We start from the raw sequence: 26,966 nt of genomic DNA on the forward strand, positions 1-26,966 counted from the left end.
AGGTCCGATGCCTTGAACTCAGTGCTTCCGAACGACCTCGACGAGCTTCCACATGTCGGTCGAAGGGTTGCCCGAACTCAACGCCTTGGCACGCTCGACCGCCTTGTCGACCCGCTCCACGAGCAACGTGAAGTCGAGTGTCCCTTTCGCGTAGCCAGGCAGGTGCCTGCGCAGCTTCTCGGCAGCCGCTTTCGGACTGGAGAGGCCGGCAGCGCAGTCCGCGAAGTGGAGGATGAGCCACACCTCGAAACACGGGTTCGACACGGCCAGGGAGATGCCCGTCGACTCGGCCTCGGCGATGGCCTCGTGGATGTCGAACTCGTCGACGTCGACCACACACCAGTACTAGTCGAACCCACCGCGATCATTCTCCCTGAGCTTCGCCGCGTGCCTGACCAACTGCGCAGGTGAACCGACCTTCACAACCGATTTCAAGGTGACCGGCTTCGACAGCCGTTTCAACCCGTTCAGATAAGCCTGCTCAGTCTGCCCGCAGCACACCACGAGTACGCGGCTAGCTGAGACTCTTGACGGTGTGCGGCGACGATGCGAAGAGTTCTCACGCCGCGTCATCGGCGCCTCGTAGAACCGCGGACACGAATGCGTCCGCTTCCACGTCAGGTACAGCGCCGTAGCTTCCGCCGAGATAACGCCGTTCCAGATTCTCTCCCTCTTTACGTGGCTTGAAGTCCGTCAGCGAGTACAGGTCAGATGCGCCCTCGGGGGTCTTGTCCACGAACCACACGTCTTCACGGGTGAGAACCTCGTTGCCCAGAACCGGGCTCAGCAGGCTCGCATCGTGAGTGGTGAACAGAAGTTGCGCACCGCCCGTATTCACCTCCGCACTGCGGAACAGCCCTACCAGGGCAGCGGTGAGCCGGGGATGCAAGCTCGCGTCGATCTCATCGACGGCCAGCGTGCCGCCGTCACGGAGCATGAGCAGGACCGTAGGCAGCAACATCAGCCACGACTGAGTCCCCGCTGACTCCTCCTCGATGTCGAACGGTCTGTTCAGCGAGCCGTGGGTGAGCTGGACGCGCTCCTGTCGCTGAAGAAAGTGGCGCAGGAGTTCCCGGACTTGTTCCTCCGGTGGCCCGGATTTCAACACGCGAGACAGCTCCAAGACCTCGTCGTCATCTGGCTCTCGTGCTTCGTCGTACCGAATACCGGTAATGCCGAGGTCGGCAACTCTCAGCAAGCTCACGAGCTGCTCGGTCGACCGGGCGTTGGCGCGGAGAAAACGCGTGATCATGCTGTGGTCGAAGTCAGCACGCACCTCGGCGCGGAAGACCAACTTGTGGGCGAACCACTGTTGAACCGGCAGCACAGCTGATAGCCCCGACTGCGCACCGAGGCTGAGGAACAAGGAGTTCGGGCGAAGAAGGCCCCTGAGCGCTTCGCCGACGGCCGTGCCCTCGGCCACCGTCGTACCGAACTTGATCTCGCTTCCGACCCTTTCGAACAGGACTCGCTTCCGTTTCTCCGGGTAGCTGTACAGCCACTCCTCCCGGACCCACTGGTCGTCTACTTCGAACCCATAGGTGTATCGGACACCTGACTCGATCAGCTCGACCACGTACACGGACGGCCGACCGGACGAGTCGTCGAGCTTGAACGGTTGTCTCGGCACACCGCCGTCGTGTGTCCAGACCGCGAACGAGTCCCGGACAGCGTTGGCCATGAACCGCAGGCCGTCGAGAAGGTTCGACTTTCCCGAGGCGTTCGCCCCGTAGATCGCCGCCACCGGTAGGACGTCCCGGTCCTTCGAGTAGGCGGGCATGAGCAACAACTCGTGCTCGTCGCGGAACGAACGATGATTCCCCAGCCGGAAGCTTCTGAGCATCAGATCCACCTCCTCGAAGAGTTACAGAGCATCCTGTGCAAGTAAACCGCACCAGAGTGCTCGTAGGTTCCTCCGATCACCATCCCGACAGGAAGTGCACCGGCAAGCGACCATCCCGGAGGCGCGGCCCATACTTGACGGTTGTGACCAGTGGGGTAGTCGTGCGGCGCGCCCGCACCAGCGACGTGCGCGCCATGAAGGCGTTGATCGACGGGTACGCGGGCAAGGTCCTGCTGGCCAAACCCCTGGTCACGCTGTACGAGGCGGTCCAGGAGTTCTGGGTGGCCGAGGAGGACGGCGAGCTGCTCGGCTGCGGGGCCCTGCACGTGATGTGGGAGGACCTGGCCGAGATCCGCAGCGTCGCGGTCTCCCCGCTGGCGCTGGGCAAGGGCGTGGGGCACCGGATCGTGGCGCAGCTCATCGCGACGGCCAAGGAGCTGCAGCTCGGGCGCATCTTCTGCCTGACGTTCGAGACCGCGTTCTTCAAGAAGCACGGCTTCATCGAGATCGAGGGCACGCCGGTGAGCCCCGAGGTCTACGAGGAGATCATGCGCTCGGTCGACGAGGGTGTCGCCGAGTTCCTCGACCTGAGCTACGTGAAGCCGAACACGCTCGGCAACAGCCGGATGCTCCTGGAGTTGTAACTCTTCGAGTAATCACTCGAAGAGTCTTGACTCACAGAACGCGGACGCGCCAGGATCTCCCCTGTGCCCGAATCGCTCACCGTCGACGAGCTCGCTGCCCGGATCGGCCTGCCCAGCAGCACCATTCGCATGTACCAGACGAAGGGTGTGCTGCACGCGCCGAGACGGCAGGGGCGCGTGGCGTACTACGACGCCTCGCACGTCGAGCGGTTGACGTTGGTGCAGCGGTTGCAGCAGCGGGGGTTCTCGCTGCCGGCGATCGCTGAGCTGATCTCGGCACGGGAGAAGGGCGAGTCGGTCGCCGCGGTGCTCGGCATGGGCGAGACCGAGGGGCCCGACGACTGGGTTCGGATCAAGGTGCGCGACATCCGGCACCTCGTTCCGATGGGAGACGTCCAACCGCGACTCCTCCTCCGGGCCATGCGGTTGGGCTTGGTGCGGTGGAAGTACGGCTGGCCGCACGCGCGTCGCTGGGCACTCGAGGCGGGCGGCAGGCTCGCCGGTCTCCGGGTGCCCAGCGATGACGTCATGGACAGCTTCACGCGCCTGCGCACGGCGACCGACGCGGTGGCGGCGGACTTCGTGCGGTTGTTCGAGCGGCAGTTCTGGCCGGAGCTCGCGCGCAAGGCCGGCGACGAGAACCAGCTGGAGAACGTGCGGGCGTTGCTGGTCGAGCTGACGTACACCGCGGAGACCGCGGTGGTGGGGACGCTGCGGGAGTCGATCCGGGACGCGGCCGAGGAGTTCGCGTCACGGCACGGGCTGCTGCCCAGTGACGACTACCAGCCCGCGTGGGCCGAGCAGCCGTTGCCGCCGATCGCCGAGAACATCCTGGATCCGGCGGGAGATCTGCCGAGCGAGCAGGAGATCGAGAACTTCCTGAAACGGGGGGACGAGGATGAGCCTGGTCGCTGATCCCGCCTGGCACGCCCAGGTCCGGGACGAAGGCCTCGTCGTCTACGCGGGCGCGGATCTCGCGTACCTGATCCCGGACCTGCCCAGGGCGGTGGCCGTGGCGCTGGCCGGCCTGTTCGAGCCAGTTTTGAGGGGAGTGGCTCGCACGGTCGACGAGAGCCGGTTGGGGGAACCGGTTCGTCAGCACCTGGCCCAGCTGAGGACCCTGGGCGCTCTCCGCCCGGCCGGGTTGCCGAACGACGACGCGCGGAAGCCGGTGGGGGTCGGCACGCGCGTCGTCGGGGAGGCGCCCGCCGGGCTGGTAGAGCGGTTGCCGCACAACGAGAATCCGGATCTCCTTCTCGTCGTGCGGACCACCGGCACGTTGCTCGACCTGGTCGAGGTGGCGCGCGAGACGAAGGTCCCGCACCTGTTGCTGGACCTCGCGTACCACCACACCGCCGCCGTCGGGCCCTTCGTGGTGCCCGGTGCCGGCGCGTGCCTGGCGTGCCTCGCGGTGCGGGCGGGGCGGCGGTGGGGGGATCCGCCGCCTCCCCCGCTTCCGGCGGCGATGACGCACGACTTCCCGATCTCCCTTGCCCTGCAAGCGGTCCAGAACATCCGCGGCGGTTCGCTGGCGTTGCTCGACACGGTCGTCACCGTCGACCTCGACGAGTTCACGACGACGCGCGAGAGCGTTCTTCCCGCCGCCGGCTGCGAGATCTGCCCGACGGTCGAGTTCGGGCGCGTGTCACTTCCTTGGGGGAACCATGAACGCAACGGCAGTCCGGTTACCTGACCAGTTCTCACCCGGTGCGGCCGCCGCGAACGCCGCGACGCCCACCTGTTGCTGTTGTTGTTGCTGCTGCGCGGTTTCCTCGGTCGGTGCGGCCGTGCACATCCCCGCAGCGCTGCACGAGGACACCAAAGCCCTCCCGCGACCGCGCAGCGCGCTCATCCTGCCCTCCGCGATCCTCCCGCTGCTCGTCCTCACCTTGCCGTTCGCCACCATGGGCGCGGTCTTCGACCTGCACTGGGGCTGGTGGGCAGGCACCGGCGCAGCGGCGCTGGCGTGGGCCGTCGCCGCGGGATTCCTGGCCCGGTCGCCGAAACCGTGGATGAGCCTGGTCAGACTGCTCGGCTGGATGCTGCTGTGGTGCGTCGAGCCGTTCATCGCACTGCCACTGCTGGCGGTGGCGGGCGAGGGCGGCGAGGAAGTGGCGGCGATCGCCGGCGTCCTGTACCTCGGCGGGGCGCTGTGGTTCGGCATCTGGCTCTTCCGCCGCTACCGGAGGACACCGTGAAGACCGTCGCGGAAGCGCTGATCGAACGCGCGGTCGGCTGGCGGCAGGGAGTCGTGTCGCAACTGCACCCCGTGCCGCACAGTCTGTCCGATGTGGACTCGGAAGGCTGGGCCGCGGTGCCCGAGCCGTTCGCGACCGGCGGCACGTCCGGCGGCACCACGAGGATCGCCGCGATCGCCGAAGCCCTGGAACGCCACGCCGCCGCACGAGCACACGTGGAGATCGTCACCAACGGCGAGTGCTGGCCGCTGGAACACTTCAGCCTGCACACCGTCGAGCAGCGCGTGTCGCCGAACTACCGCTACCGCAAAGGATACGTCGACACGCCGTACACGCGGGCGTGGACGCTTCCCGGCAACGACCCGATCCGGGTCCCCGCCGGCCTCGTGGCGCTGGACGCCTCCTACGGCCTCCCCACGACCTCCTCCGGCCTGGCAGCGGGTCCGTCGACGGCCAACGCCCTGCTGCGAGCAGTCCAGGAACTGGTGGAGCGCGACGCGTTCACCACCACCTGGCTGCATTCCATCGCACCGCAACGGTTCGACGCCGGCCTCCCGCACGGCGCCCAGGCGTTCGACCTCACCCCGGCCTACAGCCCGCACCCGGTGGTGGCAGTGGCCGGTTCGCTCCCGATAGCGGGCAAACCCCGGCCGACACTGGGACTGGCCTGCCGAGCGACAACGGCGGAAGCAGTCCGGAAGGCCTACGAGGAGTGGGTCCAGGGCACGGTGTTCATCGAGGTGTGGCTGGCCCGCAACGGCGACAGCCCCGTCGAGGAGGCCACCGACTTCGACGAGCACGCCGCCTACTACGCCACGCACCCGTCGAAGTGGGACGACCTGCCGTGGTTCACCGGCTTCGAGGCGGACCCACCACCCGACGCCACCGCCCGCGGCACCACAGCCGAACTGACCGAACTGGTCCACGCCCTGGACCGCGCGAACATCCGGCTCGCGTACCGCGAACTCACCACGCCGGAACTCTCCGCCGTGGGCCTGCACTGCGTGCGAGTCGTGTCCCCCGACCTCGCCCCGCTGCACTCCGACCACCGCTGGCCCCACCTGGGCGGCCGCGCCCGGGACCTCGACTGGCGCTACCCCCACGCCTCACCGGGCGTGTTCCCCAATCCCGCACCGCATCCCCTGGGGTGACGCCGATGTTCGACGACTTCTGGGCCGCGAGCCGCTTCTCACCACTGCACCAGCGCAGGCTCGGCGACCGCCTGCGCGACTTCCGCCCGCAACAGCAGCTGATCGACCCGCTGGAACTGCCGTCACCACCGACCCCGCTCCCCCGCCGCGACGACCGCCTGCAAAGGCTGTTCCGAGCACGCAGGAGCACACGCGACTTCGCCGGCGAACCGCTGTCCCCCACCCAGCTCGGCACGGTCCTGGGCGCCCTGTCGGACAACAGCTACCCGTCCGCGGGCGGCCTGCACCCGTTGCGCTGCTACACCTTCCACGACGGCCGCGCGGCCCGCTACGACATCCACCGCCACGCGCTGCAGGACATCGGCCCGTCCCCGGACGACCTCGCCGACATCCTCGGAACCCCTTCCGCACCACCACTGACCATCGTCCTGGTGCTGACCGACAAGGACTCGTTCGCCAAGTACGGCGAACGCGCGGGCCGCTTCGGCCTGATCGAAGCAGGCGCCGCAGCGCAGAACATCTGCCTCCGCCTGGCCGAACAGAAGCTGGGCGGCTACCTGCTCGGCGGGGTGGCGGACAACGAGATGCTGCACGCCCTGTCCCTGCCCCGCGACCTCCGCGTCGCCACAGCCATCGCCTGCGGCCGCAGAATCACCTGACGTTCATCAGATCGTGTCTACCGGCGACAGTCGATCACCAGCTACAACTGGGCGAGACCCTGCTCACACACCGAGGAGCTCGCCATGTCGAACACCCTGCGCTCGGCATTCGTGGGTGCCGCCGCCTCCATCGCCCTGATCGTCACGGGCACCCCGGCACAAGCCGTGGACATCGTCGCGGTGACCGACGACTACCTCTACTCGAAGACCATCAGCCAGTTCACAACACTGCGCGCCCAACAGCCCTACGCGGGCCAGCTCGACTGGTCCTCCGACGGCTGCTCGTACTCCCCGGACAACCCGTTCGGCTTCAAGTTCCTGCCGACCTGCGAACGCCACGACTTCGGCTACCGCAACTACAAGCGCCAGAGCCGCTGGAACGAGGCGAACCGGCTGCGCATCGACAACAACTTCAAGTCCGACATGTACAAGCAGTGCGGCTCGAACTGGGCCTGCAAGCGCACCGCCGACCTGTACTACGCGGCAGTGCGCGAGTTCGGTGGCAGCGCGAGCTCGACGGCGAAGAGCATCCAGAAGGCGGGCCTGAAGTAGGCCACGCCAGTCGCGGGTGGTCGCCGCAAGGCGACCACCCGCACGGGGTCACTCCTCGGCTGAACCGCCACCACGCATCAGATGAACGACGTTCTCCAGCTCATCAGGCTTGATCAAAACCTCACGAGCCTTCGACCCCTCGGAAGGCCCGACCACCCCACGGGTCTCCAGAAGGTCCATCAACCGCCCGGCCTTCGCGAACCCGACCCGCAACTTCCGCTGCAACATCGACGTAGACCCGAACTGAGACGTCACGATCAACTCGGTCGCCTGCACCAGCAGCTCCAGATCGTCGCCGATGTCGGCGTCGATCTCCTTCTTCTCCCCGGCCTTCTGGGCAGTGACCCCATCGGTGTACTCGGGCTGAGCCTGGTTCTTGGTGAACTCGACGATCGAGGAGATCTCCTCGTCACCGACGAACGCCCCCTGGATGCGCACCGGCTTCCCGGCACCCATCGGCAGGTACAACGCGTCACCCATGCCGATCAACTTCTCGGCACCGGGCTGGTCCAGGATCACCCGCGAGTCGGTCAACGACGAGGTGGCGAACGCCAACCGGGAAGGCACGTTCGTCTTGATCAACCCGGTGACGACGTCGACGGACGGCCGCTGAGTGGCCAGCACGAGGTGGATACCAGCCGCACGGGCCTTCTGCGTGATCCGCACGATCGCGTCCTCGACATCACGAGGCGCGGTCATCATCAGGTCGGCGAGCTCATCAACGATCGCCATGATGTACGGATAGGGCCGGTAGACCCGCTCGGACCCAGGCGGCGCCGTGATCTCCCCGGACTTCACCTTCCGGTTGAAGTCGTCGACGTGCCGCACCCGGTTGACCTGCATGTCCTGATATCGCTGCTCCATCTCCTCGACGAGCCAGGCCAGAGCGGCGGCGGCCTTCTTGGGCTGCGTGATGATCGGGGTGATCAGGTGCGGGATGCCCTCGTACGGCGTCAGCTCGACCATCTTCGGGTCGATCAGGATCATCCGGACTTCATCGGGTGTCGCGCGCGCCAGCAACGACACCAGCATCGAGTTGACGAACGACGACTTGCCGGAACCCGTGGAGCCCGCGACCAGGAGGTGCGGCATCTTCGTCAGGTTCGCGGTGACCATGTGGCCCTCGATGTCCTTGCCGAGGCCGATCACCATCGGGTGCGTGTCCTTGACCGTGGACGGCGCGCGCAGCACGTCGCCCAGTCGCACCATCTCGCGGTCGCTGTTCGGGACCTCGATGCCCACCGCGGACTTGCCGGGGATCGGGGCCAGCAGGCGGACGTTGTCCGTCGCCACGGCGTACGCGATGTTCTTGGTCAGGGCGGTGATCTTCTCGACCTTCACGCCGGGGCCGAGCTCGACCTCGTAGCGCGTGACCGTCGGGCCGCGGGTGAAGCCGGTGACCTGGGCGTCGATCGAGAACTGGTCGAGGACGCCGGTGATGGCCTCGATCATCTGATCGTTGGCCTTGCTGCGGGTCTTCGGGGCGTCGCCGTCCTTCAGCACGTCCGGCGGCGGCAGCTGGTACTCGCCGTCGACGGCGCGCACGACCATCGCCGGTGCCGCGGCCTTCTTCTCCTTCGGCGGCTTGACGGGCGCCGGCTCCGAAGGCTCCTCCAGCGGCAGTTCGGCCTGCGGCTCGTCCTCGACGGGCTCGACGGCCTGGCGGCGGCGCGACGGGCGGCGCAGGCGGACCGGCTTCGGCTCCTCGACGGGCTCTTCGGTGTCGGACGGGAACTCGTCGGACTGCTTGCCGGGGTGCAGCAGCGAGCGGATCCGTTCGGGCGCCTGGCGGATCGGCGTGTGCGTCACGACGAGCAGGCCGTAGCCGAAGATCAGGAACAGCAGCGGCCCGGCGACCCACGGCGTGAGGCCCTGAGCGAGGAACCCGCCTGCCAGGTAGCCCAGCGCGCCGCCGGCGTCGCGGCGTTCGAGCGGGTCCATCGGCAGGCCGCCGATGAGGTGGAACATGCCCAGCACGCCGATCATCATCAGCAACGAGCCGATGATCAGCCGAGGGCGCGCGTCGGGTTTCGGGTCGGTGCGCATCAACGTGATGCCGATGCCGAGGAACACGACCGGCACGATCACCGCCGGGAACCCGACGGAGCTGCGCACGGCGACGTCGACCCACTGGCCGACCGGGCCGCCCGCCTGCCACCACACGCCCGCGCCGGTGATGACGGCCAGGGCGATCAGCAGCAGTCCGAGACCGTCACGACGGTGCTCGGGATCGAGGTCCTTGGTGCGGCTGACGGTGCGCACGAGGCTGCCGACGCCACGCCCCAAAGCACCCCACACGGCGCTGATGGCGCCGCCGCTCTTGCGTGGAGCGGGCTTTCTGGACGCGGTGGATCGCGCCCGCGGCTTCGCTGGTGCTTTGCCGCGTGACGTGGTCTTTCTCGAAGTCCCTGTGCGCCCGGCCATGTGTATAAGGTAGTCCCTCGCGTCTCACCAGCCCCGTTGGCAACTGGGACGCGCCCGAATCCTCATGGTTCACCGGATCGGGCACGGTGTCGTTCCGACACGCCGTACGCTGCCCCGCGTGTCCACACCGCTCTTCTGGCGCGTGCTCATGGCTGTCGACCGGGGCCTCATCGCGCTGACCGGCAAGCTCGAAGTGTCCGGCGACGTTCCACCGGAACTGCTCGGCAAGCCGTTGTTGCTCGCCTCCAACCACATCGGCAACCTCGACCCGATGGTGCTCATCGCGGCGTGCCGCCAGATCGGCATCAACCCGCGCTTCATGCTCGCGGGCGGACTGCTCGACGCGCCGATCATGGGACCGGCCCTGAAGGCGTGCGGTCACCTGCGCGTCGACCGGCGGTCGGCGAACGTGGGCGAGGCGATGCACCGGGCCGTCGAGGCGTTGAACAAGGGCGGCGACCCGATCGCGGTCTACCCCGAGGGCAAGATCAGCCTGGACCCCGGTCTGTGGCCGGAGCGCGGCAAGACCGGCGTCGCCCGCATGGCGCTGGGTGGCGGCATCCCGGTGATCCCCATCAGCCAGTGGGGCGCGCACGAGGCCGTCTACTGGGGCAACCTCAGCGTCAGCGGCTTCAAGGACGTCCTGCCCTACCTGACGTCGTGGCTGCGCGCGGTGCGCAGGCGGCCGGTGCTCAAGGTCCACTTCGGCAAGCCCGTGGAGCTGTCGGACCTCAAGGCCGACACGATGGGCGACGCCCGCCGTGCCCACGAGCGGATCATGGTGGCGATCACCGAGGGCTTGGTGCCGTTGCGCCTCGACGAGCCGGACCTGCCGAAGTTCCACGACCCGACGCGTCCGACGACCGGCGTCTCCCCCTGGCGGCCCGCCTGATCGAATAGGCGATGACGATGATCAGCATCGTCATCGGCATCGGATTGCCCATCCGCAGTCCGATCGTGAAGTCGATGACCGGGACCACCAGCGCGACGACGAACGTGGCGGTGCTCGCCGTGGGCAGTTTGACCTTCGGGTCCGCCCACGGCGCGCGGCCCCACGGCTTCGCGACGCTGAGCCACGCCTGGAACGCGATCGCACTGATCATCAACGCCGTGCCGACGGGCATCCACATGGTGATGTGCCCGTTCATCGCGTCCTGGAGATTGCCGCTCAGGACGAAGATGCCGATGTGGAGCTGGATGATCGTGATCACGAACTTCGCGAGCACCCACCAGTGCCGGAAGTAACCCCACGGCGTCGTGGCGCTGAGCATGAACCCGCTGAACGCGCTGACGTTGGCCATGATCGCGAGGACGTTGTGGTCGAGGTAGCGCGCCATCTTGAACGCGTTCACATCGCCCGACCTCATGCCGTACAGCAGCAGGGCGAGCAGCGCGACGGCCTGGCTGAGCCACCCGACCGACGTCACGACGTGCAGCCACACCAACAGGGTCCGAGCGCGCTTCTGCATGACATGTAGCTTGCCTACGCATTGGCGCGGGCACATCAGGGATGTCCCCTAAGACAGCTCGTGCAGCCGTGCCCGCACCTCGGGAGTGAGCGGGTGGTCGTAGTCCTCGTAGATCGTCAACGCTTCCAGCAGGTGCGTCCGCGCCACGTCGGGCTGCCCCGCGCTCGTCGCCCCCAGCCCGTGCAGCCCCTCCGCGAGGCTCTTGCGGTCGCCGAGCACGCGCAGGAACTCGATCGCGCGCCGGAACGAGTCCCGCGCCACGACCGGCTGCCCCAGCTTCAGCTGCGCCCAGCCGATGCTGACCAGCGCCATCGCCTTGCCGTGCGTCGCGTCGTGCGCGTCCATCAACTCGAAAGCCGTCCGCGCCGACGCCAGTGACGCCTCGAACTGGCCGGCCGAGCGCAGGATGTCGCTCAGGAACAACCTCGTGCCGCCCTCGCCGAACCACGAGCCGACCTCGACGTGCCCGCGCAGGGCCTCGCCGAACCTGTCGACCGCGAGGTCGAACTGCCGCAGGCCGCCGTAGGCCATGCCCAGGCCGGTGAGGCTCCACGCGGCGCCGGCCGGGTCGCCGATCTCGCGCCGGATCGCCAGCGCGCGGTCGAACAGCTCCAACGCGTCCGCGAAACGCTCGCCGCGGAACGCCGCCAGCCCCTGGCCGTGCACCGCCCACGCGCGAGCGGCCTGGTTGCCGTCACGGGCCGCGGCGCGTTCGGCGACGCGGTACGTGCGGGTCCACTCGTCCAGAGCGCTCGACACGATGAAGTAGTTCCACAACGCCACCGGGATCTGCCACGCCGCGGGCGAGTCGTGCTCCTCGGCGAGTCTCGCCACCGCCAGCAGGTTCGAGGACTCCGTGCGGCACCACGTGAACGCCTCGTCGTGCGAGCTGAAGTCCTGAGTGGACAGTGGCGGCAGCAGGAACGCGGGGTGGTCCGGAGGCGCGATGACGGTGCCGGCGGCGTTCGCGGTGTCGAAGTACCAGCCCAGCAGGCGCCTCACGGCCTCGTCGCGGCCACTCGACGACTCCTCGGTCGCGCTGAGTTCGGTGGCGTACAGGCGAAGGAGGTCGTGCAGCCGGAACCGGCCGCGCGCCACCTCCTCCAGCACGTGCCCGCCCGCCAGCACGTCGAGCAACGTCCGCGCCCGTGACACCGGCACGGCCGCGAGGGCCGCCACGGCGTTCAGGCTGATCTCGGCACCGGGGTGCAGGCCGATCAGGCGGAACACCCTCGCCGCGTCGGGCTTCAGCGCGAGGTACGACCACGAGAAGGCGGCGCGCACGGCCGTGTCGTCGTCATCGCCCGTCGCCAGCACGTTCAACCGGTCGCGCTCGTCCGCGAGATCGTCCGCGAGGTCGGCGAGGGTCAGGTGCGGGCGTGCGACGACGCGTTCGGCCGCGATCCGCACCGCCAGCGGCAGGTGCCCGCACAGTTCGACGAGCTTGGCGGCGGCAGCGGGTTCGGCGGCGACGCGGTCCGGGCCCACCGCGGACGTCAGCAGCGCCAGACCCTCGTCGCGGGTCAGGATCGACAGGGTCAGCGAGTGCGCGCCGTCGCGGGCGACGAGCCCTCCCAGGTGGTTGCGGGACGTCACGAGCACCATCGACGTCGACCGGCCCGGCAGCAGCGGTCGGACCTGCTCGGCCAGCCGCGCGTTGTCGAGCAGCACCAGAACCCTTTTGCCCGCAAGGACACTGCGGTACAGCGCGGACTTCGCCGGCAGGTCCTCCGGGATGCGTTCGGACGGCACGCCGAGGCTCTGCAGCAGCTGGTGCAACGCGGCGGCGGGCTGCACGGGCGGCGCCGACGAGTCGAACCCGCGCAGGTCGACGTGCAGCTGACCGTCCGGGAAGCGGGCCGCCACCTGGTGGGCGAAGCGGACGGCGAGCGCCGTCTTGCCGACGCCCCCGGTGCCGGTGATCGCGACGAGCACAGGCGAGTGGTCGTGCGGAACGACCTCGGCGAGCTTCGCGAGCTCCTTCTCGCGGCCGGTGAAGTCGCGGACCTCGTGCGGCAGCTGGACGGGCACCAGCGCGGGCGCCACCGGTTCCGGCTGCGGGTCGTGCCGGCCGACGAGCACCTGCTCGTGGAGCTGACGCAGTTCCGGGCCGGGCTCGATGCCGAGCTCCTCGATCAGCAGCCGGCGCAGGTCCGTGTAGACGGCGAGCGCCTCCGCCTGCCTGCCGCCGCGGTACAGCGCGGACATGAGGAGCCCGTGCAGCCTCTCGCGCAACGGGTGCGCGCTGACCAACGTCGTCAGCTCCGCCGCCACCTCGGCCTCACGCCCGACCGTGAGCATCAACGCCGCGCGCTGCTCCACGGCCGTGAGCCGCATCTCGGCCAGGCGCGCGCGCTCGACCGCGGCGAACGGCCCCGGCACGCCGTCCAGTGCGATGCCCCGCCACAGCCCCAGAGCCGCGTCGAACCCCGTGATGGCCTCCTGAGGCTTGTCCCGCAGGCGCCCGGCCTCGTCCAGGTGCGCGCGGAACACGGCGGCGTCCGAACTGCCCGATGGGAGCCTCAGCAAGTATCCAGCGTCCGTGGAGAGCAGCACGGAACTCGGCGCCCGCGACGCCCTGCCCGGCTCGAAGAGCCTGCGGAGCCCGGCGACGTAGGTGTGGATGCCGTTGTCGGCGCTGGCAGGGGGTTCATCACCCCACACGGCGTCGATGAGTTCGCTGCGCGACACCACGTGGTTCGCGCGCAGTGCGAGCACGGCGAGCACAGCCCTCTGCCGCGGCGGACCGAGCACGAGTTCCTCGCCGTCCACCGAGGCCGCGAGCGCGCCCAGCAAGCTGACGCGCAACTCGTTCTGCACCGTGGTTCTCACTTCGTCGCTGTCCGCAGTCATTTAGCAACCTACCGTCAGTTTTCGTCCAGAAGCCATCCAGAAGGCGTGCAGAGAGGTTCTCCACACTTCACTCAGGTGGATTGGGTCGAAATGAGGGGCGGGTATGAACGCGGCCGAGGTCTTCGACACGCTCGGGCTGGAATACCAACGCGCTTGGTCGCACCAGCCCGCACTGCACGGCACTCTCGCCTGGTTCGCCGCGACGCAGCCGTCGGGCTCGCGCGTGCTCGACATCGGCTGCGGCACGGGCGTCCCCGTGGCACGCACCCTCGCCAAGTCGGGCATGAAGGTCACCGGCCTCGACGTGTCCCCGGTGATGGTCGACATCGCGGCCACCCAGGTCCCCGACGCCACGTTCCACAAGATCGACATCCGCGACTTCGAGTCACCTCCCGGTTCGTGGGACGTCATCTGCGCCGTCTTCTCGTTGCTGCAGATGACCCAGGCCGAGATCGTCCAGACCCTCGGCAACATCTCGGCGTGGCTGCGGCCCGGCGGACACTTCTTCCTCGCCACCGTCGCCATCGACGTCGAACAGGTCACTCTGCCGTGGATGGGCCAGGAGATCGAGGTCTCGTCGTTCTCCGAGGAGAACTACGAGGCGCGGCTGGGCGAAGCGGGCCTGCGGGTCGTGCGCCGGAGCCGGCCGGTGTTCACCCCGTCCTACCCCGGCGCCACGCCCGAGGAGTCGCTGCACCTGGTGTGCCAGCGCGCGTGACTAGTGCTGCTCCGCCAGCGCGCGACCGATGAAGTGCGCCGACAGCAACGCGAAGATGTACGCCTGCAGCACCTGCACCAGCGCCTCCAGGAAGAACAGCGCGATCGCGAGCGCGAACCCCAGCAACGACACCGGCTTGAGGTAGATCGGCGCGTTGAACAGGAGGAACTCGCTGCCGATCGTGAACACCAGGATCAGCAGGTGCCCGGCGAACATCGCCGCGAACACCCGGATCGCGAGGTTCAGCGGGTCGAAGAAGAACTTGAGGATGACCTCGGTCGGGATCAGCAGGCCCCACAGCACGGGCTTCGGCACGTCCGGGATGATGAACTGGTTGCGCAGGTAGCCCCTGAGCCCGAACTTCCTGATGCCCACGAAGTGGTAGAGCGGGAAGACGATGATCAATGCGATCGCGAACGGGAACCCGCTGTGCGTGAACGTCGGGAACTGCACCAGCGGAATGATCCCGTACAGGTTGTTCACGAGCACGAAGCAGAAGATGCTGACGATCAAAGGCACGTACGGCGCGAAGTCCTTGGCGCCGATCTGCTCGCGCGCGATGGTGTTGCGGCCGAAGTCGTAGACCGACTCGGCGGCGAACTGCCAGCGCGACGGGATCAGCTTCATGCTCCTGGTGGTGACCAGGAAGAACGTCAGGATGATCACCACCGACAGGACCAGCAGCGCCTGCGGTTTGGTCACCGAGAAGTCGAACGGCAGGCCAAGCGGCTCGTGCCAGGTGAACATCGGCGGGAGAAGAATGTCGTCTTTACCCGGCGGTTGGAAAACATCGGCCATTGGGCGAACCCCCTCGTCCATGGTCTGGGATCAAACCTTATCGGACGAGGGGGACGCAGATCACAGCAGGGTCACGGAAACCCCCGGAGGTGTCAGACCGGGATGACCGTGGGAACGATCATCGGGCGGCGGCGGTAGGTCTCCGCCACCCAGCGGCCCACGACGCGGCGCACGGCCTGGGCGACCCGGTGCGTGTCCGTGATCCCCTCGGCCTCGGTGCGCGCCAGCTCCATCTCGACGAGGGGCACGACGGCCTCCAACGCCTTGGGGTCGTCGGAGAAGCCGCGGCCGGAGATCGTCGGCGACGTCACCGCGCGACCGGTGGCCGTGTCGATGGCGACGGAGATCGAGATGAAGCCGCCCTCGCCGAGCACGAGGCGGTCGGACAGCGTCGACTCGCCGACGTCGCCCACGGACAGGCCGTCGACGTACACGTGGCCGACGACGACGCGGCCGGACACGGCCGCCTTGCCGTCGACGAGGTCGACGACGACGCCGTCCTCAGCGATCACGACGTGGTCCTCGGCGACACCGGTGGCGACGGCGAGGGCCGCGTTCGCCCTCAAATGCCGCCACTCGCCGTGCACGGGCATTACGTTCGACGGCCGCACGGCGTTGTAGAGGAACAGGAGTTCGCCCGCCGGCGAGTGGCCGGAGACGTGCACTTTGGCGTTGCCCTGGTGCACGACGGTCGCGCCGAGCTTGGCGAGGCCGTTGACGACGTTGAAGACCGCGTTCTCGTTGCCGGGGATGAGCGACGACGCGAGGATCACCGTGTCGCCCTCGCGGATCGAGATCTGGCGGTGGTCGCCGCGGGCCATGCGGGACAGGGCCGAGAGCGGCTCGCCCTGCGAACCGGTGGAGACGAAGATGACCTCGTTCTCCTCCATCCGCATCGCGACGTCGAGGTCGACGAACAGGCCGTCGGGCACGTTCAGGAAGCCCAGGTCGGACGCGATGCCCATGTTGCGGACCATCGAGCGGCCGACGAACGCGATCTTGCGCTTGTACTGCACGGCCACGTCGAGGACCTGCTGGACGCGGTGCACGTGCGAGGCGAAGCAGGCGACGATGACCCGCTGGTCGGCCTTGCGGATCACGTTCTCCAGCACGGGGCCGATCTCGCGCTCGGGCACCACGAAGCCGGGCACCTCGGCGTTGGTCGAGTCGACCAGGAAGAGGTCGACGCCCTCGTCGCCCAGGCGCGAGAAGCCGGCCAGGTCGGTGAGGCGGCCGTCCAGCGGCAGCTGGTCGAGCTTGATGTCACCGGTGTGCAGCACGAGCCCGGCGGAGGTGCGGATGGCGACGGCCAGCGCGTCCGGGATCGAGTGGTTCACGGCGAAGAACTCGAGCTCGAACGGCCCGTACGAGCGCCGCTCGCCCTCCTTCACCTCCACGAGGCGCGGGGTCTGGCGGTGCTCGCGGCACTTGGCGGCGAGCAGCGCCAGCGTGAAGCGGGAGCCGACGACCTGCACGTCGGGGCGCAGCTTCAGCAGGAACGGGACCGCGCCGATGTGGTCCTCGTGGCCGTGCGTCAGGACGATGGCGTCGATGTCGTCGAGCCGGTCCTCGATCGCGCGGAAGTCCGGCAGGATCAGGTCGACGCCCGGTTGGTCGTCTTCGGGGAACAGAACGCCGCAGTCGACCACGAGCAGCCGGCCGGCGTGCTCGAAGACGGTCATGTTGCGGCCGATCTCGCCAATTCCGCCGAGTGCGACGACGCGGAGGCCGCCTTCCGGCAGTGCGGGCGGTAGTTCGGTCGATTGGGTCACGCGTTGACTCCCAGTTCGGCCGCGATGGCCTCGATGTCCTCGGCTGCGGCCGGCACCAGCGGAAGGCGTGGTTCACCCACGTCCAGTCCGCGCAGGCGCAGCGCAGCCTTCGTGTACGTCACGCCGGGAACCCGGCGGAATGGTCGCAGCAGCGGCAGCAGCGACTCGTGGATTTCTTTTGCCCGGACCACGTTTCCGGCTTCATACGCATCAATGAGATCCCGCAGGCGGTCTCCCGCGAGGTGGCCGATGACGCTCACGAACCCGACAGCGCCCACGGACAGCCACGGCAGGTTCAGCGGGTCGTCACCCGAGTAGTAGGCGAGATCTGTCGAGGCGATCACCCGGCTGCCGGCGTGCAGGTCGCCCTTGGCGTCCTTCACGGCCTGGATCCGCGGGTGTTCCGCCAGGCGCAGGAGCGTGTCGACCTCGATCGGCACGATCGCGCGCGGCGGGATGTCGTAGAGCATCACCGGCAGCTCGGAGGCGTCGGCGACGGCGGTGAAGTGCGCCAGCAGGCCCTCCTGCGGCGGCCGCGAGTAGTACGGCGTCACGACGAGAACGCCGTGCGCGCCCGCCTTCGACGCCTGCTCCACCAGGTGGATGCTGTGCGCGGTGTCATAGGTGCCGGCACCCGCGACCACGGTCGCGCGGTCGCCCACGGCTTCGACGACGGCCGTGAGCAGCGCCGCCTTCTCCCGGTCGGTCGTCGTGGGGCTCTCGCCGGTCGTGCCGTTCACGACGAGGCCGTCGTTGCCCAGGTCCACCAGGTGTTTCGCCAGTTCCTGCGCCTTGGGGAGATCGACCTCGCCGCGCGAGTCGAAAGGCGTGACCATGGCGGTGAGAACGCGGCCGAACGGGCGGTCCGGCCCTGCGTAGGGGCTTCCTGGCATGCGCAGAAACTACCCGAGTTCACACACTTCGGTTCAACGACCGCACCCGTTGCACCGCGTCGGCGTCACCGCTGTATTCGACACGCGCCTCGTCGCGTCCGAACGCCAGCATCACGAGCTCGGGCACCTCACCGGTGATCACCACGCCGTTCGCGCCCTGCTTGGCGACGATGTGCTCGCCGTCGGGCCGCACCAGCGTCACGCCCACGGGCGACGACTTGTACGTCATGCGCGCGGTCAGCGGCAGCAGCTTCCACAGGGTCGCCTCGCGCCGGGCGTCGTACGGCCGCGGCTCCCACCCGGCCTGTGCGCGGCGCACGTCCTCGTGGTGCACGAAGTACTCGGCGGTGTTGATCAGGTTGTCGACCGGCGAGATCCAGAACGGCGGCGTGCGGACCAGGTCCAGGAGTTCGCTCCACGCCTTGTGCGCGTAGTCCTCCTGGACCTTCTCCGTCCACTTCGCCAGGGCCGGCAGCACGATGCCGGGCGCGGTGTCCGGGCGCCGCTCGCGGATCGCGAGGTGCGCGGCCAGGTCCTTGGCGGACCAGGTGCCGCACAGCGTGGGCGCGTCGGGGCCGAGCTCGGTCATCAGGTCGACGAGCGCTTTGCGTTCGTCACGGGCGAGGCTCACCCGCCCATTGCACCACAGCCTGCTCAGGCCTCGTTGGGCTTGTAGCAGGCGGTGAAGCCGGTCGGCTTGGAGGTGTTGTCGGCCAGCAGCTTGACCACCTGGTCGCGCTTGAGGTTCTCCGGGTAACCGGGCCAGTCCGGTTCCTGCCCGTTGACGTGCAGCTCGTCGAGCCAGTAGCCCGACTGGCCGGAGACCTTGGCCATCTCCAGGTCGCAGCCCTTGACCCGGACCACGACCTCGATGATCTTCTCCGAGGACTTGACCGTGCGCTTGCCGATCTTCTTGGACTTCTTCTCCTTCTCCGTGCTCGGTTCGCCGGGGTTGCTGAACCCGGCGGCCTTGAGCTCGGAGACGAACTTGTCCTCGTTGCCGGAGCAGGCCGTCAGGGCGGCCGCGCAGCAAAGAGCGAGCAGGGCAGGAGCGATCTTCCGCTTCACCGTCAGTTGTCCTTCTTCGCGCTGATGCTGCCGTCGAGTTTGCTGCCGTCCTTGGCGCCCGCGAGGCACCAGATCTTGCGTTCGGCGTTGCCGCCCTTGTCCTTGGCCCACGCGCTCTCGCTCGGGACCAGGGTCGTGACCTTGAGCTTCGAACCGTCCTTGATCCACTCCGAGTTCAGCGTCATCTCGCAGCGGGACACGCCGAGGCTCTTCAGCGCGTCGATCCCGGGATACGCGGCGTCGGGGTAGTTCGACGCGACCGGCAGCGTGTCGATCACGTCGAACACCTCGAAGTCGTGCGGCTTGTCGCACTCCTCGCGGGTCTCCGAGTTGAGCAGCTTGGTCGGCGCGACCTCGCCGAGGCCGCACGTGTTCTCGTAGAGCTGGAACACCGGGACCTCGGCGCCCTCGCCGTAGGTGAGAGCCGTGCTGCCGCTGCTGCCTCCGGGCGCGGTGAACGCCTTGTGCACGAAGATGCCGCCCGTGAACGCCGCCGCGGCGATGACGGCGGCGCCTACCAGCGCGAGAAAGCGGTTGCGCTTCTTCTTCGCCGGGTCGGCGGCCGCGGGCTGCTGGTACTGCTGGGTCTGCACCGGCGCGATCCCGGTGGGCGGCGTCGGCTGGTTGCCAATGCTGGAGAGCATCGCGCGGGCCTGCGGGCCGGACAGCCGGGCGTTCGGGTCGGCGATCAGCAGACCGGTGATCACCGCGCCGAGCACGCCCGTCGCGCGGGTCAGCCGCGGCGTCTCGCTCATGATCGCGTGCAGCGTCGAGGCCGTGGAGGAGCGCTCGAACGGGCTCCAGCCCTCGACGGCGTAGCAGAGGGTCGCGCCCAGAGCCCACAGGTCGGACGGGGGGCCCGCCTCGTGGCCGTGGATGCGTTCCGGCGCCATGTACGCGGGCGAACCGATGAGGCTGCCGCTGGTGGTCAGGCGCGGGTCGTCGACGGCCTGGGCGATGCCGAAGTCGGTGAGCTTGAGCTTGCCGTCCGGGCGCACCATCAGGTTGCCGGGTTTCACGTCGCGGTGCACGATCCCGGCCTGGTGCGCGGTCTCCAGCGCCGACAACGCCTGCAGCGCCATCGAGACGACCTGGTTCGGCGGCATCGGTCCGTGGGTGCTGATCAACGTCGACAGCGTCGCCGCCTCGACCAGCTCCATGATGATGTAGGTGGTGCCGTTCTCGTTGATCGCGTCGTACACCGTCACGACGGCCGGGTCGTTGAGCTTGCCCGCGGTGCGCGCCTCACGCAGGGCACGCTCTTCGAGCACACGGCGTTCCTCGTGCGCGATGCCGTCCGGCAGGTGCAGTTCCTTGACCGCGACGAAGCGGCCGATGTGCCGGTCCTGGGCGCGCCACACGATGCCCATGCCGCCGCGGCCGAGCTCGGCCACCAGGGCGTACCTGCCCGCGATGACGCGCGGTTCGACTGCCTGTCCGTGCAACGTGCGCTCCTACACCTGGGAACAGAGGGCGTTGACGGTACTTGAGACCCGCCAACTGGAGGATCGGTTCCTAAGCTTCCGGCGCTACAACCAGTTCGTGACCTGCGGCACGCAACGCCTTCACGGCGCGCCCGAGGTCGGTCTGCTTCACGAGCAGGTGGTCCGTGTCGTATGTGGACAGCGCGAACAACGAGACGCCCGCGGCCGCCAGTTCGCCCGCCAGCGCGGCCATGATGCCGGTGAGCGTGAACTCCAGCGGCCCGCGCACGGTGAGCAGCCGCCAGCCCTTCTCCGTCGCGTCACCGTCCACCGCGAACGAGGCCGGCGCGATGATCGACAGCTCGGCCGGGGTCCTGGTGACGGACACCAGCACGCCGGTGAGGTCGAGCAGCCCGGCGGGGACGGGAGCGTCCGCCGCCAGGCGCGTGACCGCGTATTCGCCGGGCCGGACGTCCACGATGAGCCGCTTCATGGGCGTCAGCCTTCAACCACCAGTGGGCTCGAGGCAACTTCTGTGCCGTCCGGGAGTGTCGAGACGACGAAGTCGGCGAACGCGTTGGGTGCGGCCTTCGTCAGTTCGCGCAGGCAGGCCACGGCGAGCTCGCGCAGTTCGACGTTGATGTGCTCGGTCGCGCGCATCGCGATGAAGTGGCGCCACGAGCGGTAGTTGCCCGTCACGACGATCTCGGTGCCCGTGGCGTTGGGCAGCACGGACCGTGCGATCTGCCGCGCGCGCCGGCCGTTCACGGTCTTCTCCAGGCTCTGCACCAGGTCCTCGTAGGCCTGCAGGCTCGCCTCGGTCGCGGCGACGAACCGCGCGTGCAACTCCGGGTCCTCCGCGATCAGCGACGGCTCGACGACGTCGGTCGGGTCGGTGCGCTGGGAGAGCTGCGAGTACGAGAAGTGCCGGTGCCGGATCAGCTCGTGGGTGAGCGAGCGCGGCAGCTCGGTCAGGTAGAGCGAGGCGCTGCCGTGCTCGAACGCGGCGAGGTGCCCGACGTCGAGCAGGTGGTGCAGGAACGTCGCGTTGGTGTTGGTCATGGGGTTGGAGCGGTCCCACGACTGGTAGCAGGCGCGGCCGGCGAACTCGACGAGCGCGGCGCCGCCGTCCGCGTCGGTCGTCCACGGCACGTCGTCCGGCGCGATGAACTCGGTCTTGGCCACCAAACGCACTCTCGGCATGGGCCGACGGTAGCCCTGACATCAGGCGGTGGTTGCACGATGTCGGAAGTGACGTCATAGTGGTGTCATGGATCTGTCGCCGTACATCGCGTCACTGCGCGAGGACCTGGCGACGGCCGCCTCCGCGGGGGACGAGAACACCCGTCGAACGGCCGCCGCACTGTCCGCAGCGCTCGAGCCAGCCGCGCGACTGGCAATCATGAACGCACTGTCCGACCTCGCCGCGGAGGTCACCGCCTCCCTGGACGGCCAGGTCGTGGACGTTCGACTCGCCGGCCGGGACGTCCAGGTGGTCGTCACCGGGTCCGCCGAGCCGGAGCCCGAGCCGGAACCCGCCCCGCGCCAGGAGGCGCCGAACTTCGGTGACGCCACCGGTGACATCAGCCGCGTCACCCTGCGCCTGATCAACGAGCTCAAGTCGAAGGCCGAGGCCGCCGCGTCGGCTCAGGGCGTGTCGCTGAACTCGTTCATCCAGCAGGCCGTCGGCGGCGCGGTGCAGGGCAGGCACAAGCATCAGCACAAGGGGTGGAGCGGGAACGCCGGCTCGGGCTCGCGCGTCCGCGGATGGGTGCAGGGGTGAGCGGGATGACCGAACCGACAGGATCAGACCAGGCAGGATCGGACAGCACAGGACCGGACCAGGCGGGATCGGAGCCGTCCGGCGTCGTGCGCCAGCAGAGCTTCGAGTTCGCGGGTGTGGCCGACATCGACATCTCGCTGCTCAGCGGCCGGGTGCAGGTCCAGCTCGTCGACGCGCCGGGCGTGCACGTCGAGGTGCGGCACGACCCGAACGCGGGCAACTCGTGGACCGAGGGCCTGTCCAGCGTGCTGAGCTGGGTCAGCGGCCAGTTCGGCCCCGACAAGACGGCTCCGCAGGCCGGTCCGGAAGAGGCCGTGCGCGACGCACGCGTCGAACTGCTGGGCCACCGCTTGCGCATCGAGTCGTCCAAGGCGCTGCCGTTGCGCGCCGTGCCGCTCTCGGTGGTGGTGACGGCTCCCGTCGGGTCGCACGTGGCATCACGGACCGGCGCGGCAGACGTCATCGTGACGGGCGGTGCGGGTCGTCTCGACCTGAACACCGGCACGGGCAGCGTGTCCGCGGACAGGGCGACCGGTGAGGCCAAGGTGAACTCGGGCGCCGGCACCGTGCGCCTGGGCACGATGCTCTCGACGCTGAAGGCCAAGACCGGCAGCGGTGACGTCGAGGTGTCGTCGGTGGGCGGCACCGCCACGCTGATCACCGGCACCGGTGACGTGTGGCTGGGCGCCGTGCAGGGCGACGTCCAGGTGCGCACCGGCAGCGGAGACCTGACCGTGGCCGACGCCGCCTCCGGCGAGCTGCACCTCGGCACCGGGTCGGGCCACATCCGCGTCGGCGTCCGGCAGGGCACGCTCGCCCGCGTCGACCTGGTGTCGACCTCCGGCACCGCCCGCAGCGACTTCGAGGTCTCGTCCACGCCGCTGGGCGACGCCGCCCTGTCGGTCACGGGCCGCACGGGCAGTGGCAACGCGCTGGTCACCGCCGCTTCGAGCTGACCGGGGGGTCGGGTAGGACGTCTCCGGCTAGGGCTCCTGGAACGGTTTGGAGCCGCCGGGGACGTCGTCCGGGAAGATCGGGCAGCGGATCTCCGCCGTCAGGAACCTCCTGACGAAGCTGGAGAAGTTGCCGTTGTAGGACCACTTCTCCCGCATGTCCGTGATCAGCACGGTCCACTCGTCCGGCTCGCCCTTCGTGAACCACAGGCAGTGGTCACCGTTCACCGTCATGCCCCACGGCAGCAGTCCGGGCGACTCCGGGTGCGCGCGCAGACCGGGCTGGCGGCGGAGCGCGCGCAGCATCTTGGGCGCCGTCGCCATCCAGTTCATGAACCCCGCACGCGCCGTCGGGTGCAGGATGCGGACGTATCCGCCGACGATGAGAGGCGGATAGGCCTCGGCGAGGTGCACGTAATCGCTGGGCAGAGCGGTGCCGGCCCGCGCTTTGACCGCGTCCCAGTCAACCGGGTCCGGACGCCTCTCCGGCGCTCCCAGCAGATCGATCCACTCGTCAGGCGGCACCGTTCACCTCCGTGACCCTCAAGCATCGCCTGTGGCACTTGGGGTTCGGTTGTACCGCAGTCCAGCGACGACCAGTGAGACGACGGCGTCGAACGCGTCCTGAATGTGAGGATTACCCCACTCCTGGGCGTGAGCCGGGTGGTGGAACACCTGCGTCGCGTCCCACACCGCCTGCGCCGTCTTCTCGACGTCGTCCGTCACGAACTCGCGGGTATCCACTCCCGCGCGGATGATGCGCGCGACCTGACCCACGAGGTGCTCGAGGTGGTACTCGACGACGGCGCTGTGCTCGCCGACGAGCGTCCGGAACGTGGTGAACAGCTCCAGGTCCTCGGTGTGCGAGCGGCGCTTCTTGTCGAAGAGCTGCTGCAGCCAGGCCTTGAGCAGCTCGGAGGCGGAGAGGTCGGCGTCGAACACCGACTCCATCTCCTCGTGGATCGCGTCGAGCCAGCGCCGCGTCACGGCCTCCCGCAACGCGGCCTTCGTCGCGAAGTGGCGGTAGACGCTGCCGTGGCTGACCCCGAGCGCCTTGGCGACGTCGACCACCGTCGCCTTGGCAGGGCCGTACCTGCGCAGCACCTCTTCGGTCGCCGCGAGGATCGCCTCCGCGGTCAACGCCTCCGCCACTTCATCTCACCTCTCGCTGTCCAGCATCGCCATCTGCTCGGCCGCGTAGCGCGTGCCCGCGGCGGCTCCGGCGGGCGCCACGGCCTCGATCTCGGCCAGCTCCCGCTCGGTGAACGTCACGCCGACGGCACCGATCGCCTCCTCAAGCCTCGCACGCTTGGTCGTGCCGACCAGAGGCACCACGTCCTCGCCGCGCGCCGCGACCCAGGCGATCGCGAGCTGCGCGACCGTGACGCCCTTGGCCTGCGCGATCTCGTTCAGCTTGGTGACGAGGTCCTGGTTGCGGGTCAGGTTGTCGCCCTGGAACCGCGGGGCGTGACCGCGCCAGTCGTTCGCGTCGAGGGCGAGCGGCTTCGACGAGATCAGGCCGCGCGACAGCACGCCGTACGCGGTGATGCTGATGCCGAGCTCGCGGGTGACCTGCAGGATCTCCCGCTCGACACCGCGCTCCAGCAGGCCGTACTCGATCTGCAGGTCCGCGATCGGGTGCACGGCGTGGGCACGGCGGATGGTCTCCGCGCCGACCTCGCTCAGGCCGATGTGCCGGACGCGGCCCTTGTCGATCTGCTCGGCGATGGCGCCGATGGTGTCCTCGATCGGCACGGACGGGTCGAGCCGCGCCGGCCGGTAGATGTCGACGTGGTCGGTGTCCAGGCGCTGCAACGAGTACGCGAGGAAGTTGGCCACGGCGACCGGTCGCGTGTCGAACCCGATGAACGCGCCGTCGGCGTCCCTCATGCCGCCGAACTTGACGCTGAGCTGCACCTCGTCGCGGCGGCCCTTGATCGCCTCCGCGACGAGCAGCTCGTTGTGGCCCTGGCCGTAGAAGTCACCGGTGTCGAGCAGCGTGACCCCGGCGTCGAGGGCGGCCCGGACGGTGGCGATGCTCTCGTCCCGGTCGGCCGGGCCGTAGGCGTTGGACATGCCCATGCAGCCCAGGCCGATGGCGGACACGGCCGGGCCGGTGGCTCCGAGCTGGCGCTTCTGCATTTCGAACCCCTTCGTCTCTTCGATGGGTCCAGCATGCCCGATGGACTGACAGATTTCAATATCTGTCAGTCCATAGTTGTCCAACTTCATTGACAAAATAGTTTTGAACGTTCAAAGTCTTTTTTGCGATGAGAGACGTCATCTACTTGGACCGGATGGAGCAGGCCGAGACCCTGCTCAAGCCGCAGCGCGTGGAGGTGCTGCGGCAGCTCGCCGCGCCGCGTTCGTGCACCGAGGTCGCCTCGGTGCTCGACCAGACGCCGCAACGCGTGCACTACCACGTGAAACAGCTGGTCAAGGCCGGTTTGGCCACCCAGGTCTCCGAGCGCAGGGTGCGCGGGGTCTCCGAAGGCCTCTACCAGGCGGTGGCGCGGTCGTACTGGCTGTCACCGCGCCTGGTCGGCCGGATCGGGACGCGCGACGAACTGGCATTGGGGCACCTCGTGGACCTCGCCGAGCAGATCCAGGCCGACGTCGCGGCGCTGGACCGCACCAGTGAACTGCCGTCCGTCGGCGTGTCCGGGGAGATCCGGGTGCGGCCGGAGGAACGCCAGGAGTTCCTGGCCGAGCTGCAGACGACGTTGCAGGACCTCTTCACCCGATACGGCGGCGCGGAGGGGGATGCGTTCCGCGTCGCGCTCGCCTGCTACCCCAAGGGAGACGATCGATGAGCACCGGAGTTGTCCGCGTACGCACCTCCGCCGACCCCGCTCGCGTCCACCGGGCGCTGACGACGGCCGACGACCTGCGCGTGTGGCTGGCAGAACACGCCGACGTCGACCTCGAGCAGGGGGTGTACGAGTTCTGGGGGCGGTACACGCCGGACGGTGAGCGCGGCCGGCAGAAGCTGCTGGAAACCACCCCGTCCGCGGTGCGCTTCTCGTGGCTCCTGAAGGGCACCGAGTACACGATCGAGCTCGGCGTGGAGGAACGCGACGGTCAGACGCTGGTCGTGGCGTCGCAGTCCCCGTTCCCGCAGTGGGGTGCCGCCATCGAGGACGAGGGCGGGGCGGGCGTCGTCCAGACGTTCTGGTCGCTGGCGCTCGCGAACCTGGTCGAGCACGTCGAGGACCGCCCGGTGTTCGCGCTCGTCGACTTCTCGACACCGGAGCAGCGGGTCGAGGTCGACATCGCGGCACCGCCCGCGGCCGTCCTGCACGCGCTGACCGACGAGGAGGTGTTCGCGCGGTACTTCGGGGCGCGGTGCTCGATCGAGCCGCACGTCGGCGGCCGGTGGGCGATGGGCGGCTTCGAGGACGAGCCGAACCCGGCGAAGATCATCGCCCTCGACGAGGAGCGCTTCGCGATCGAGTTCCCGGACGGCATGGTGTCGTCCTGGGAGCTCAAGGGGTCGGAGGGCAGGACGCGGCTGACGTTCGTGCAGAGCGGGTTCGACGTCACCGACCCGCCCTACGGCTCGTGGCTGGGCTGGCTGTCCGGGTTCGCGGACATGCGCCGCATGCTGGAGCTGCCCGGCTGGCGTCCGATGTGGCACTCGTTCGAGGCTCCCGGCCTGCCCGACGGAGCCCTGGTTCTCGAATGAACGGGCGTGAAACGGGCGGGTGAGAGCCAGATCATTCGGCTCTCACCCGTTCGCGCCTGGCTTTCGTCGGTTTCGGCTC

The 26,966-nt window shown here is 68.8% G+C and carries 29 protein-coding genes; 13 read left to right on the forward strand and 16 right to left on the reverse strand.

Annotated elements, in window-relative coordinates:
* Positions 1-18: 18 nt before the first annotated feature.
* Complete coding sequence (locus tag IE307_RS30910; protein WP_191302920.1) at positions 19-336, reverse strand: RloB family protein; 318 nt, start codon at positions 334-336, stop codon at positions 19-21.
* 223 nt (positions 337-559) lie between these two features.
* Positions 560-1,843 (reverse strand): AAA family ATPase, encoded by a 1,284-nt coding sequence (locus IE307_RS30915; protein WP_191303092.1) that lies wholly within the window; start codon positions 1,841-1,843, stop codon positions 560-562.
* Between the two features lie 143 nt (positions 1,844-1,986).
* Between IE307_RS30915 and IE307_RS30920 the strand changes: the two genes are divergently transcribed.
* From IE307_RS30920 to IE307_RS30950, 7 genes are all read left to right on the forward strand, one after another.
* Positions 1,987-2,487: an amino-acid N-acetyltransferase gene (locus IE307_RS30920; RefSeq protein WP_191302921.1), complete on the forward strand. Its 501-nt coding sequence runs from the start codon at positions 1,987-1,989 to the stop codon at positions 2,485-2,487.
* A 63-nt stretch (positions 2,488-2,550) separates the two neighbouring features.
* Positions 2,551-3,402, forward strand: coding sequence for a MerR family transcriptional regulator (locus IE307_RS30925; RefSeq protein ID WP_229905234.1), 852 nt, complete (start codon positions 2,551-2,553; stop codon positions 3,400-3,402).
* On the forward strand, positions 3,386-4,180 hold the full coding sequence (locus IE307_RS30930) for a hypothetical protein (protein ID WP_191302922.1): 795 nt from the start codon (positions 3,386-3,388) through the stop codon (positions 4,178-4,180). Before IE307_RS30925 ends, IE307_RS30930 begins: the two co-directional genes overlap by 17 nt.
* A 94-nt stretch (positions 4,181-4,274) precedes the next feature.
* On the forward strand, positions 4,275-4,685 hold the full coding sequence (locus tag IE307_RS30935) for a hypothetical protein (protein ID WP_191302923.1): 411 nt from the start codon (positions 4,275-4,277) through the stop codon (positions 4,683-4,685).
* Complete coding sequence (locus IE307_RS30940) at positions 4,682-5,836, forward strand: YcaO-like family protein (protein WP_191302924.1); 1,155 nt, start codon at positions 4,682-4,684, stop codon at positions 5,834-5,836. The genes IE307_RS30935 and IE307_RS30940 overlap by 4 nt, the downstream gene beginning before the upstream one ends.
* A 5-nt stretch (positions 5,837-5,841) precedes the next feature.
* Positions 5,842-6,495, forward strand: coding sequence for a nitroreductase family protein (locus tag IE307_RS30945; protein WP_191302925.1), 654 nt, complete (start codon positions 5,842-5,844; stop codon positions 6,493-6,495).
* Positions 6,496-6,579: 84 nt separating this feature from the next.
* Positions 6,580-7,047, forward strand: a complete 468-nt coding sequence (locus IE307_RS30950) for a phospholipase (protein ID WP_191302926.1) — start codon at positions 6,580-6,582, stop codon at positions 7,045-7,047.
* A gap of 48 nt (positions 7,048-7,095) precedes the next feature.
* Here the strand turns inward: IE307_RS30950 and IE307_RS30955 are convergent, their stop codons facing one another.
* A complete protein-coding gene (locus IE307_RS30955; RefSeq protein ID WP_191302927.1) occupies positions 7,096-9,471 on the reverse strand; it encodes an FtsK/SpoIIIE family DNA translocase in 2,376 nt (791 codons plus the stop codon).
* Positions 9,472-9,619: 148 nt separating this feature from the next.
* On the opposite strand from IE307_RS30955, the gene IE307_RS30960 reads away from it, so the two are divergent.
* Entirely contained in the window at positions 9,620-10,363 is a 744-nt protein-coding gene (locus IE307_RS30960) for a lysophospholipid acyltransferase family protein (protein ID WP_229905264.1), read from the forward strand.
* Here IE307_RS30960 and IE307_RS30965 read toward each other — a convergent pair.
* Both IE307_RS30965 and IE307_RS30970 read right to left on the reverse strand, forming a co-directional pair.
* Positions 10,260-10,940, reverse strand: a complete 681-nt coding sequence (locus tag IE307_RS30965) for a hypothetical protein (protein ID WP_191302929.1) — start codon at positions 10,938-10,940, stop codon at positions 10,260-10,262. The genes IE307_RS30960 and IE307_RS30965 overlap by 104 nt on opposite strands.
* 48 nt (positions 10,941-10,988) lie before the next feature.
* The gene (locus IE307_RS30970; RefSeq protein ID WP_191302930.1) at positions 10,989-13,793 is read right to left on the reverse strand and encodes an AfsR/SARP family transcriptional regulator; all 2,805 of its coding nucleotides are present in this window, start codon (positions 13,791-13,793) and stop codon (positions 10,989-10,991) included.
* A gap of 103 nt (positions 13,794-13,896) precedes the next feature.
* On the opposite strand from IE307_RS30970, the gene IE307_RS30975 reads away from it, so the two are divergent.
* Positions 13,897-14,511, forward strand: coding sequence for a class I SAM-dependent DNA methyltransferase (locus IE307_RS30975; protein ID WP_191302931.1), 615 nt, complete (start codon positions 13,897-13,899; stop codon positions 14,509-14,511).
* Here IE307_RS30975 and atpB read toward each other — a convergent pair whose 3' ends face one another.
* The 8 genes from atpB to thyX all read right to left on the reverse strand — a co-directional run bounded on the left by atpB (position 14,512) and on the right by thyX (position 21,669).
* A complete protein-coding gene (gene atpB, locus IE307_RS30980; protein ID WP_229905235.1) occupies positions 14,512-15,258 on the reverse strand; it encodes a F0F1 ATP synthase subunit A in 747 nt (248 codons plus the stop codon).
* A gap of 143 nt (positions 15,259-15,401) precedes the next feature.
* On the reverse strand, positions 15,402-17,081 hold the full coding sequence (locus IE307_RS30985) for a ribonuclease J (protein ID WP_191302933.1): 1,680 nt from the start codon (positions 17,079-17,081) through the stop codon (positions 15,402-15,404).
* Entirely contained in the window at positions 17,078-17,974 is an 897-nt protein-coding gene (dapA, locus tag IE307_RS30990; RefSeq protein ID WP_191302934.1) for a 4-hydroxy-tetrahydrodipicolinate synthase, read from the reverse strand. Before dapA ends, IE307_RS30985 begins: the two co-directional genes overlap by 4 nt.
* A 19-nt stretch (positions 17,975-17,993) precedes the next feature.
* A complete protein-coding gene (locus tag IE307_RS30995) occupies positions 17,994-18,605 on the reverse strand; it encodes a TIGR03085 family metal-binding protein (protein WP_191302935.1) in 612 nt (203 codons plus the stop codon).
* Positions 18,606-18,628: 23 nt separating this feature from the next.
* Complete coding sequence (locus tag IE307_RS31000) at positions 18,629-19,042, reverse strand: hypothetical protein (RefSeq protein WP_191302936.1); 414 nt, start codon at positions 19,040-19,042, stop codon at positions 18,629-18,631.
* 2 nt (positions 19,043-19,044) lie between these two features.
* Entirely contained in the window at positions 19,045-20,487 is a 1,443-nt protein-coding gene (locus IE307_RS31005; protein ID WP_229905236.1) for a serine/threonine-protein kinase, read from the reverse strand.
* A 70-nt stretch (positions 20,488-20,557) separates the two neighbouring features.
* Entirely contained in the window at positions 20,558-20,959 is a 402-nt protein-coding gene (locus IE307_RS31010; RefSeq protein ID WP_191302937.1) for an ACT domain-containing protein, read from the reverse strand.
* Positions 20,960-20,964: 5 nt separating this feature from the next.
* Complete coding sequence (gene thyX, locus IE307_RS31015) at positions 20,965-21,669, reverse strand: FAD-dependent thymidylate synthase (protein ID WP_191302938.1); 705 nt, start codon at positions 21,667-21,669, stop codon at positions 20,965-20,967.
* Positions 21,670-21,736: 67 nt separating this feature from the next.
* Here thyX and IE307_RS31020 point away from each other — a divergent pair, with 67 nt between their 5' ends.
* On the forward strand, positions 21,737-22,249 hold the full coding sequence (locus tag IE307_RS31020) for a toxin-antitoxin system HicB family antitoxin (protein ID WP_191302939.1): 513 nt from the start codon (positions 21,737-21,739) through the stop codon (positions 22,247-22,249).
* 5 nt (positions 22,250-22,254) lie between these two features.
* Positions 22,255-23,205, forward strand: coding sequence for a DUF4097 family beta strand repeat-containing protein (locus tag IE307_RS31025; RefSeq protein ID WP_191302940.1), 951 nt, complete (start codon positions 22,255-22,257; stop codon positions 23,203-23,205).
* Between the two features lie 27 nt (positions 23,206-23,232).
* Here the strand turns inward: IE307_RS31025 and IE307_RS31030 are convergent, their stop codons facing one another.
* From IE307_RS31030 to IE307_RS31040, 3 genes are read right to left on the reverse strand one after another with little or no spacing between them, the layout of a single operon-like run.
* A complete protein-coding gene (locus tag IE307_RS31030) occupies positions 23,233-23,727 on the reverse strand; it encodes a hypothetical protein (protein WP_191302941.1) in 495 nt (164 codons plus the stop codon).
* Between the two features lie 18 nt (positions 23,728-23,745).
* Complete coding sequence (locus IE307_RS31035) at positions 23,746-24,354, reverse strand: TetR/AcrR family transcriptional regulator (protein ID WP_191302942.1); 609 nt, start codon at positions 24,352-24,354, stop codon at positions 23,746-23,748.
* Between the two features lie 6 nt (positions 24,355-24,360).
* Positions 24,361-25,344 carry an aldo/keto reductase gene (locus IE307_RS31040; RefSeq protein WP_191302943.1) on the reverse strand — a complete coding sequence of 328 codons (984 nt, stop codon included), beginning with the start codon at positions 25,342-25,344 and terminating at the stop codon, positions 24,361-24,363.
* A gap of 128 nt (positions 25,345-25,472) precedes the next feature.
* Between IE307_RS31040 and IE307_RS31045 the strand changes: the two genes are divergently transcribed.
* Positions 25,473-26,015 carry a winged helix-turn-helix domain-containing protein gene (locus tag IE307_RS31045; RefSeq protein ID WP_191302944.1) on the forward strand — a complete coding sequence of 181 codons (543 nt, stop codon included), beginning with the start codon at positions 25,473-25,475 and terminating at the stop codon, positions 26,013-26,015.
* Complete coding sequence (locus IE307_RS31050) at positions 26,012-26,887, forward strand: SRPBCC family protein (protein ID WP_191302945.1); 876 nt, start codon at positions 26,012-26,014, stop codon at positions 26,885-26,887. Before IE307_RS31045 ends, IE307_RS31050 begins: the two co-directional genes overlap by 4 nt.
* Positions 26,888-26,966: the final 79 nt, after the last annotated feature.

Source organism: Lentzea cavernae (genome assembly GCF_014653695.1).
Lineage (GTDB): Bacteria > Actinomycetota > Actinomycetes > Mycobacteriales > Pseudonocardiaceae > Lentzea > Lentzea cavernae.

Bases quoted from the DNA above. Each gene is read 5' to 3' on its own strand.
- IE307_RS31045 (WP_191302944.1), top strand. From the start codon at position 25,473: ATGAGAGACGTCATCTACTTGGACCGGATGGAGCAGGCCGAGACCCTG.
- IE307_RS31040 (WP_191302943.1), bottom strand. From the start codon at position 25,344: ATGCAGAAGCGCCAGCTCGGAGCCACCGGCCCGGCCGTGTCCGCCATC.
- IE307_RS31010 (WP_191302937.1), bottom strand. From the start codon at position 20,959: ATGAAGCGGCTCATCGTGGACGTCCGGCCCGGCGAATACGCGGTCACG.
- atpB (WP_229905235.1), bottom strand. From the start codon at position 15,258: ATGTTCACCTGGCACGAGCCGCTTGGCCTGCCGTTCGACTTCTCGGTG.
- IE307_RS30930 (WP_191302922.1), top strand. From the start codon at position 3,386: ATGAGCCTGGTCGCTGATCCCGCCTGGCACGCCCAGGTCCGGGACGAA.
- IE307_RS30955 (WP_191302927.1), bottom strand. From the start codon at position 9,471: ATGGCCGGGCGCACAGGGACTTCGAGAAAGACCACGTCACGCGGCAAA.
- IE307_RS30915 (WP_191303092.1), bottom strand. From the start codon at position 1,843: ATGCTCAGAAGCTTCCGGCTGGGGAATCATCGTTCGTTCCGCGACGAG.
- IE307_RS30950 (WP_191302926.1), top strand. From the start codon at position 6,580: ATGTCGAACACCCTGCGCTCGGCATTCGTGGGTGCCGCCGCCTCCATC.
- IE307_RS30960 (WP_229905264.1), top strand. From the start codon at position 9,620: ATGGCTGTCGACCGGGGCCTCATCGCGCTGACCGGCAAGCTCGAAGTG.
- IE307_RS31050 (WP_191302945.1), top strand. From the start codon at position 26,012: ATGAGCACCGGAGTTGTCCGCGTACGCACCTCCGCCGACCCCGCTCGC.
- IE307_RS30970 (WP_191302930.1), bottom strand. From the start codon at position 13,793: ATGACTGCGGACAGCGACGAAGTGAGAACCACGGTGCAGAACGAGTTG.
- IE307_RS31020 (WP_191302939.1), top strand. From the start codon at position 21,737: ATGGATCTGTCGCCGTACATCGCGTCACTGCGCGAGGACCTGGCGACG.
- thyX (WP_191302938.1), bottom strand. From the start codon at position 21,669: ATGCCGAGAGTGCGTTTGGTGGCCAAGACCGAGTTCATCGCGCCGGAC.
- IE307_RS31025 (WP_191302940.1), top strand. From the start codon at position 22,255: ATGACCGAACCGACAGGATCAGACCAGGCAGGATCGGACAGCACAGGA.
- IE307_RS30945 (WP_191302925.1), top strand. From the start codon at position 5,842: ATGTTCGACGACTTCTGGGCCGCGAGCCGCTTCTCACCACTGCACCAG.
- dapA (WP_191302934.1), bottom strand. From the start codon at position 17,974: ATGCCAGGAAGCCCCTACGCAGGGCCGGACCGCCCGTTCGGCCGCGTT.
- IE307_RS30965 (WP_191302929.1), bottom strand. From the start codon at position 10,940: ATGCAGAAGCGCGCTCGGACCCTGTTGGTGTGGCTGCACGTCGTGACG.
- IE307_RS30975 (WP_191302931.1), top strand. From the start codon at position 13,897: ATGAACGCGGCCGAGGTCTTCGACACGCTCGGGCTGGAATACCAACGC.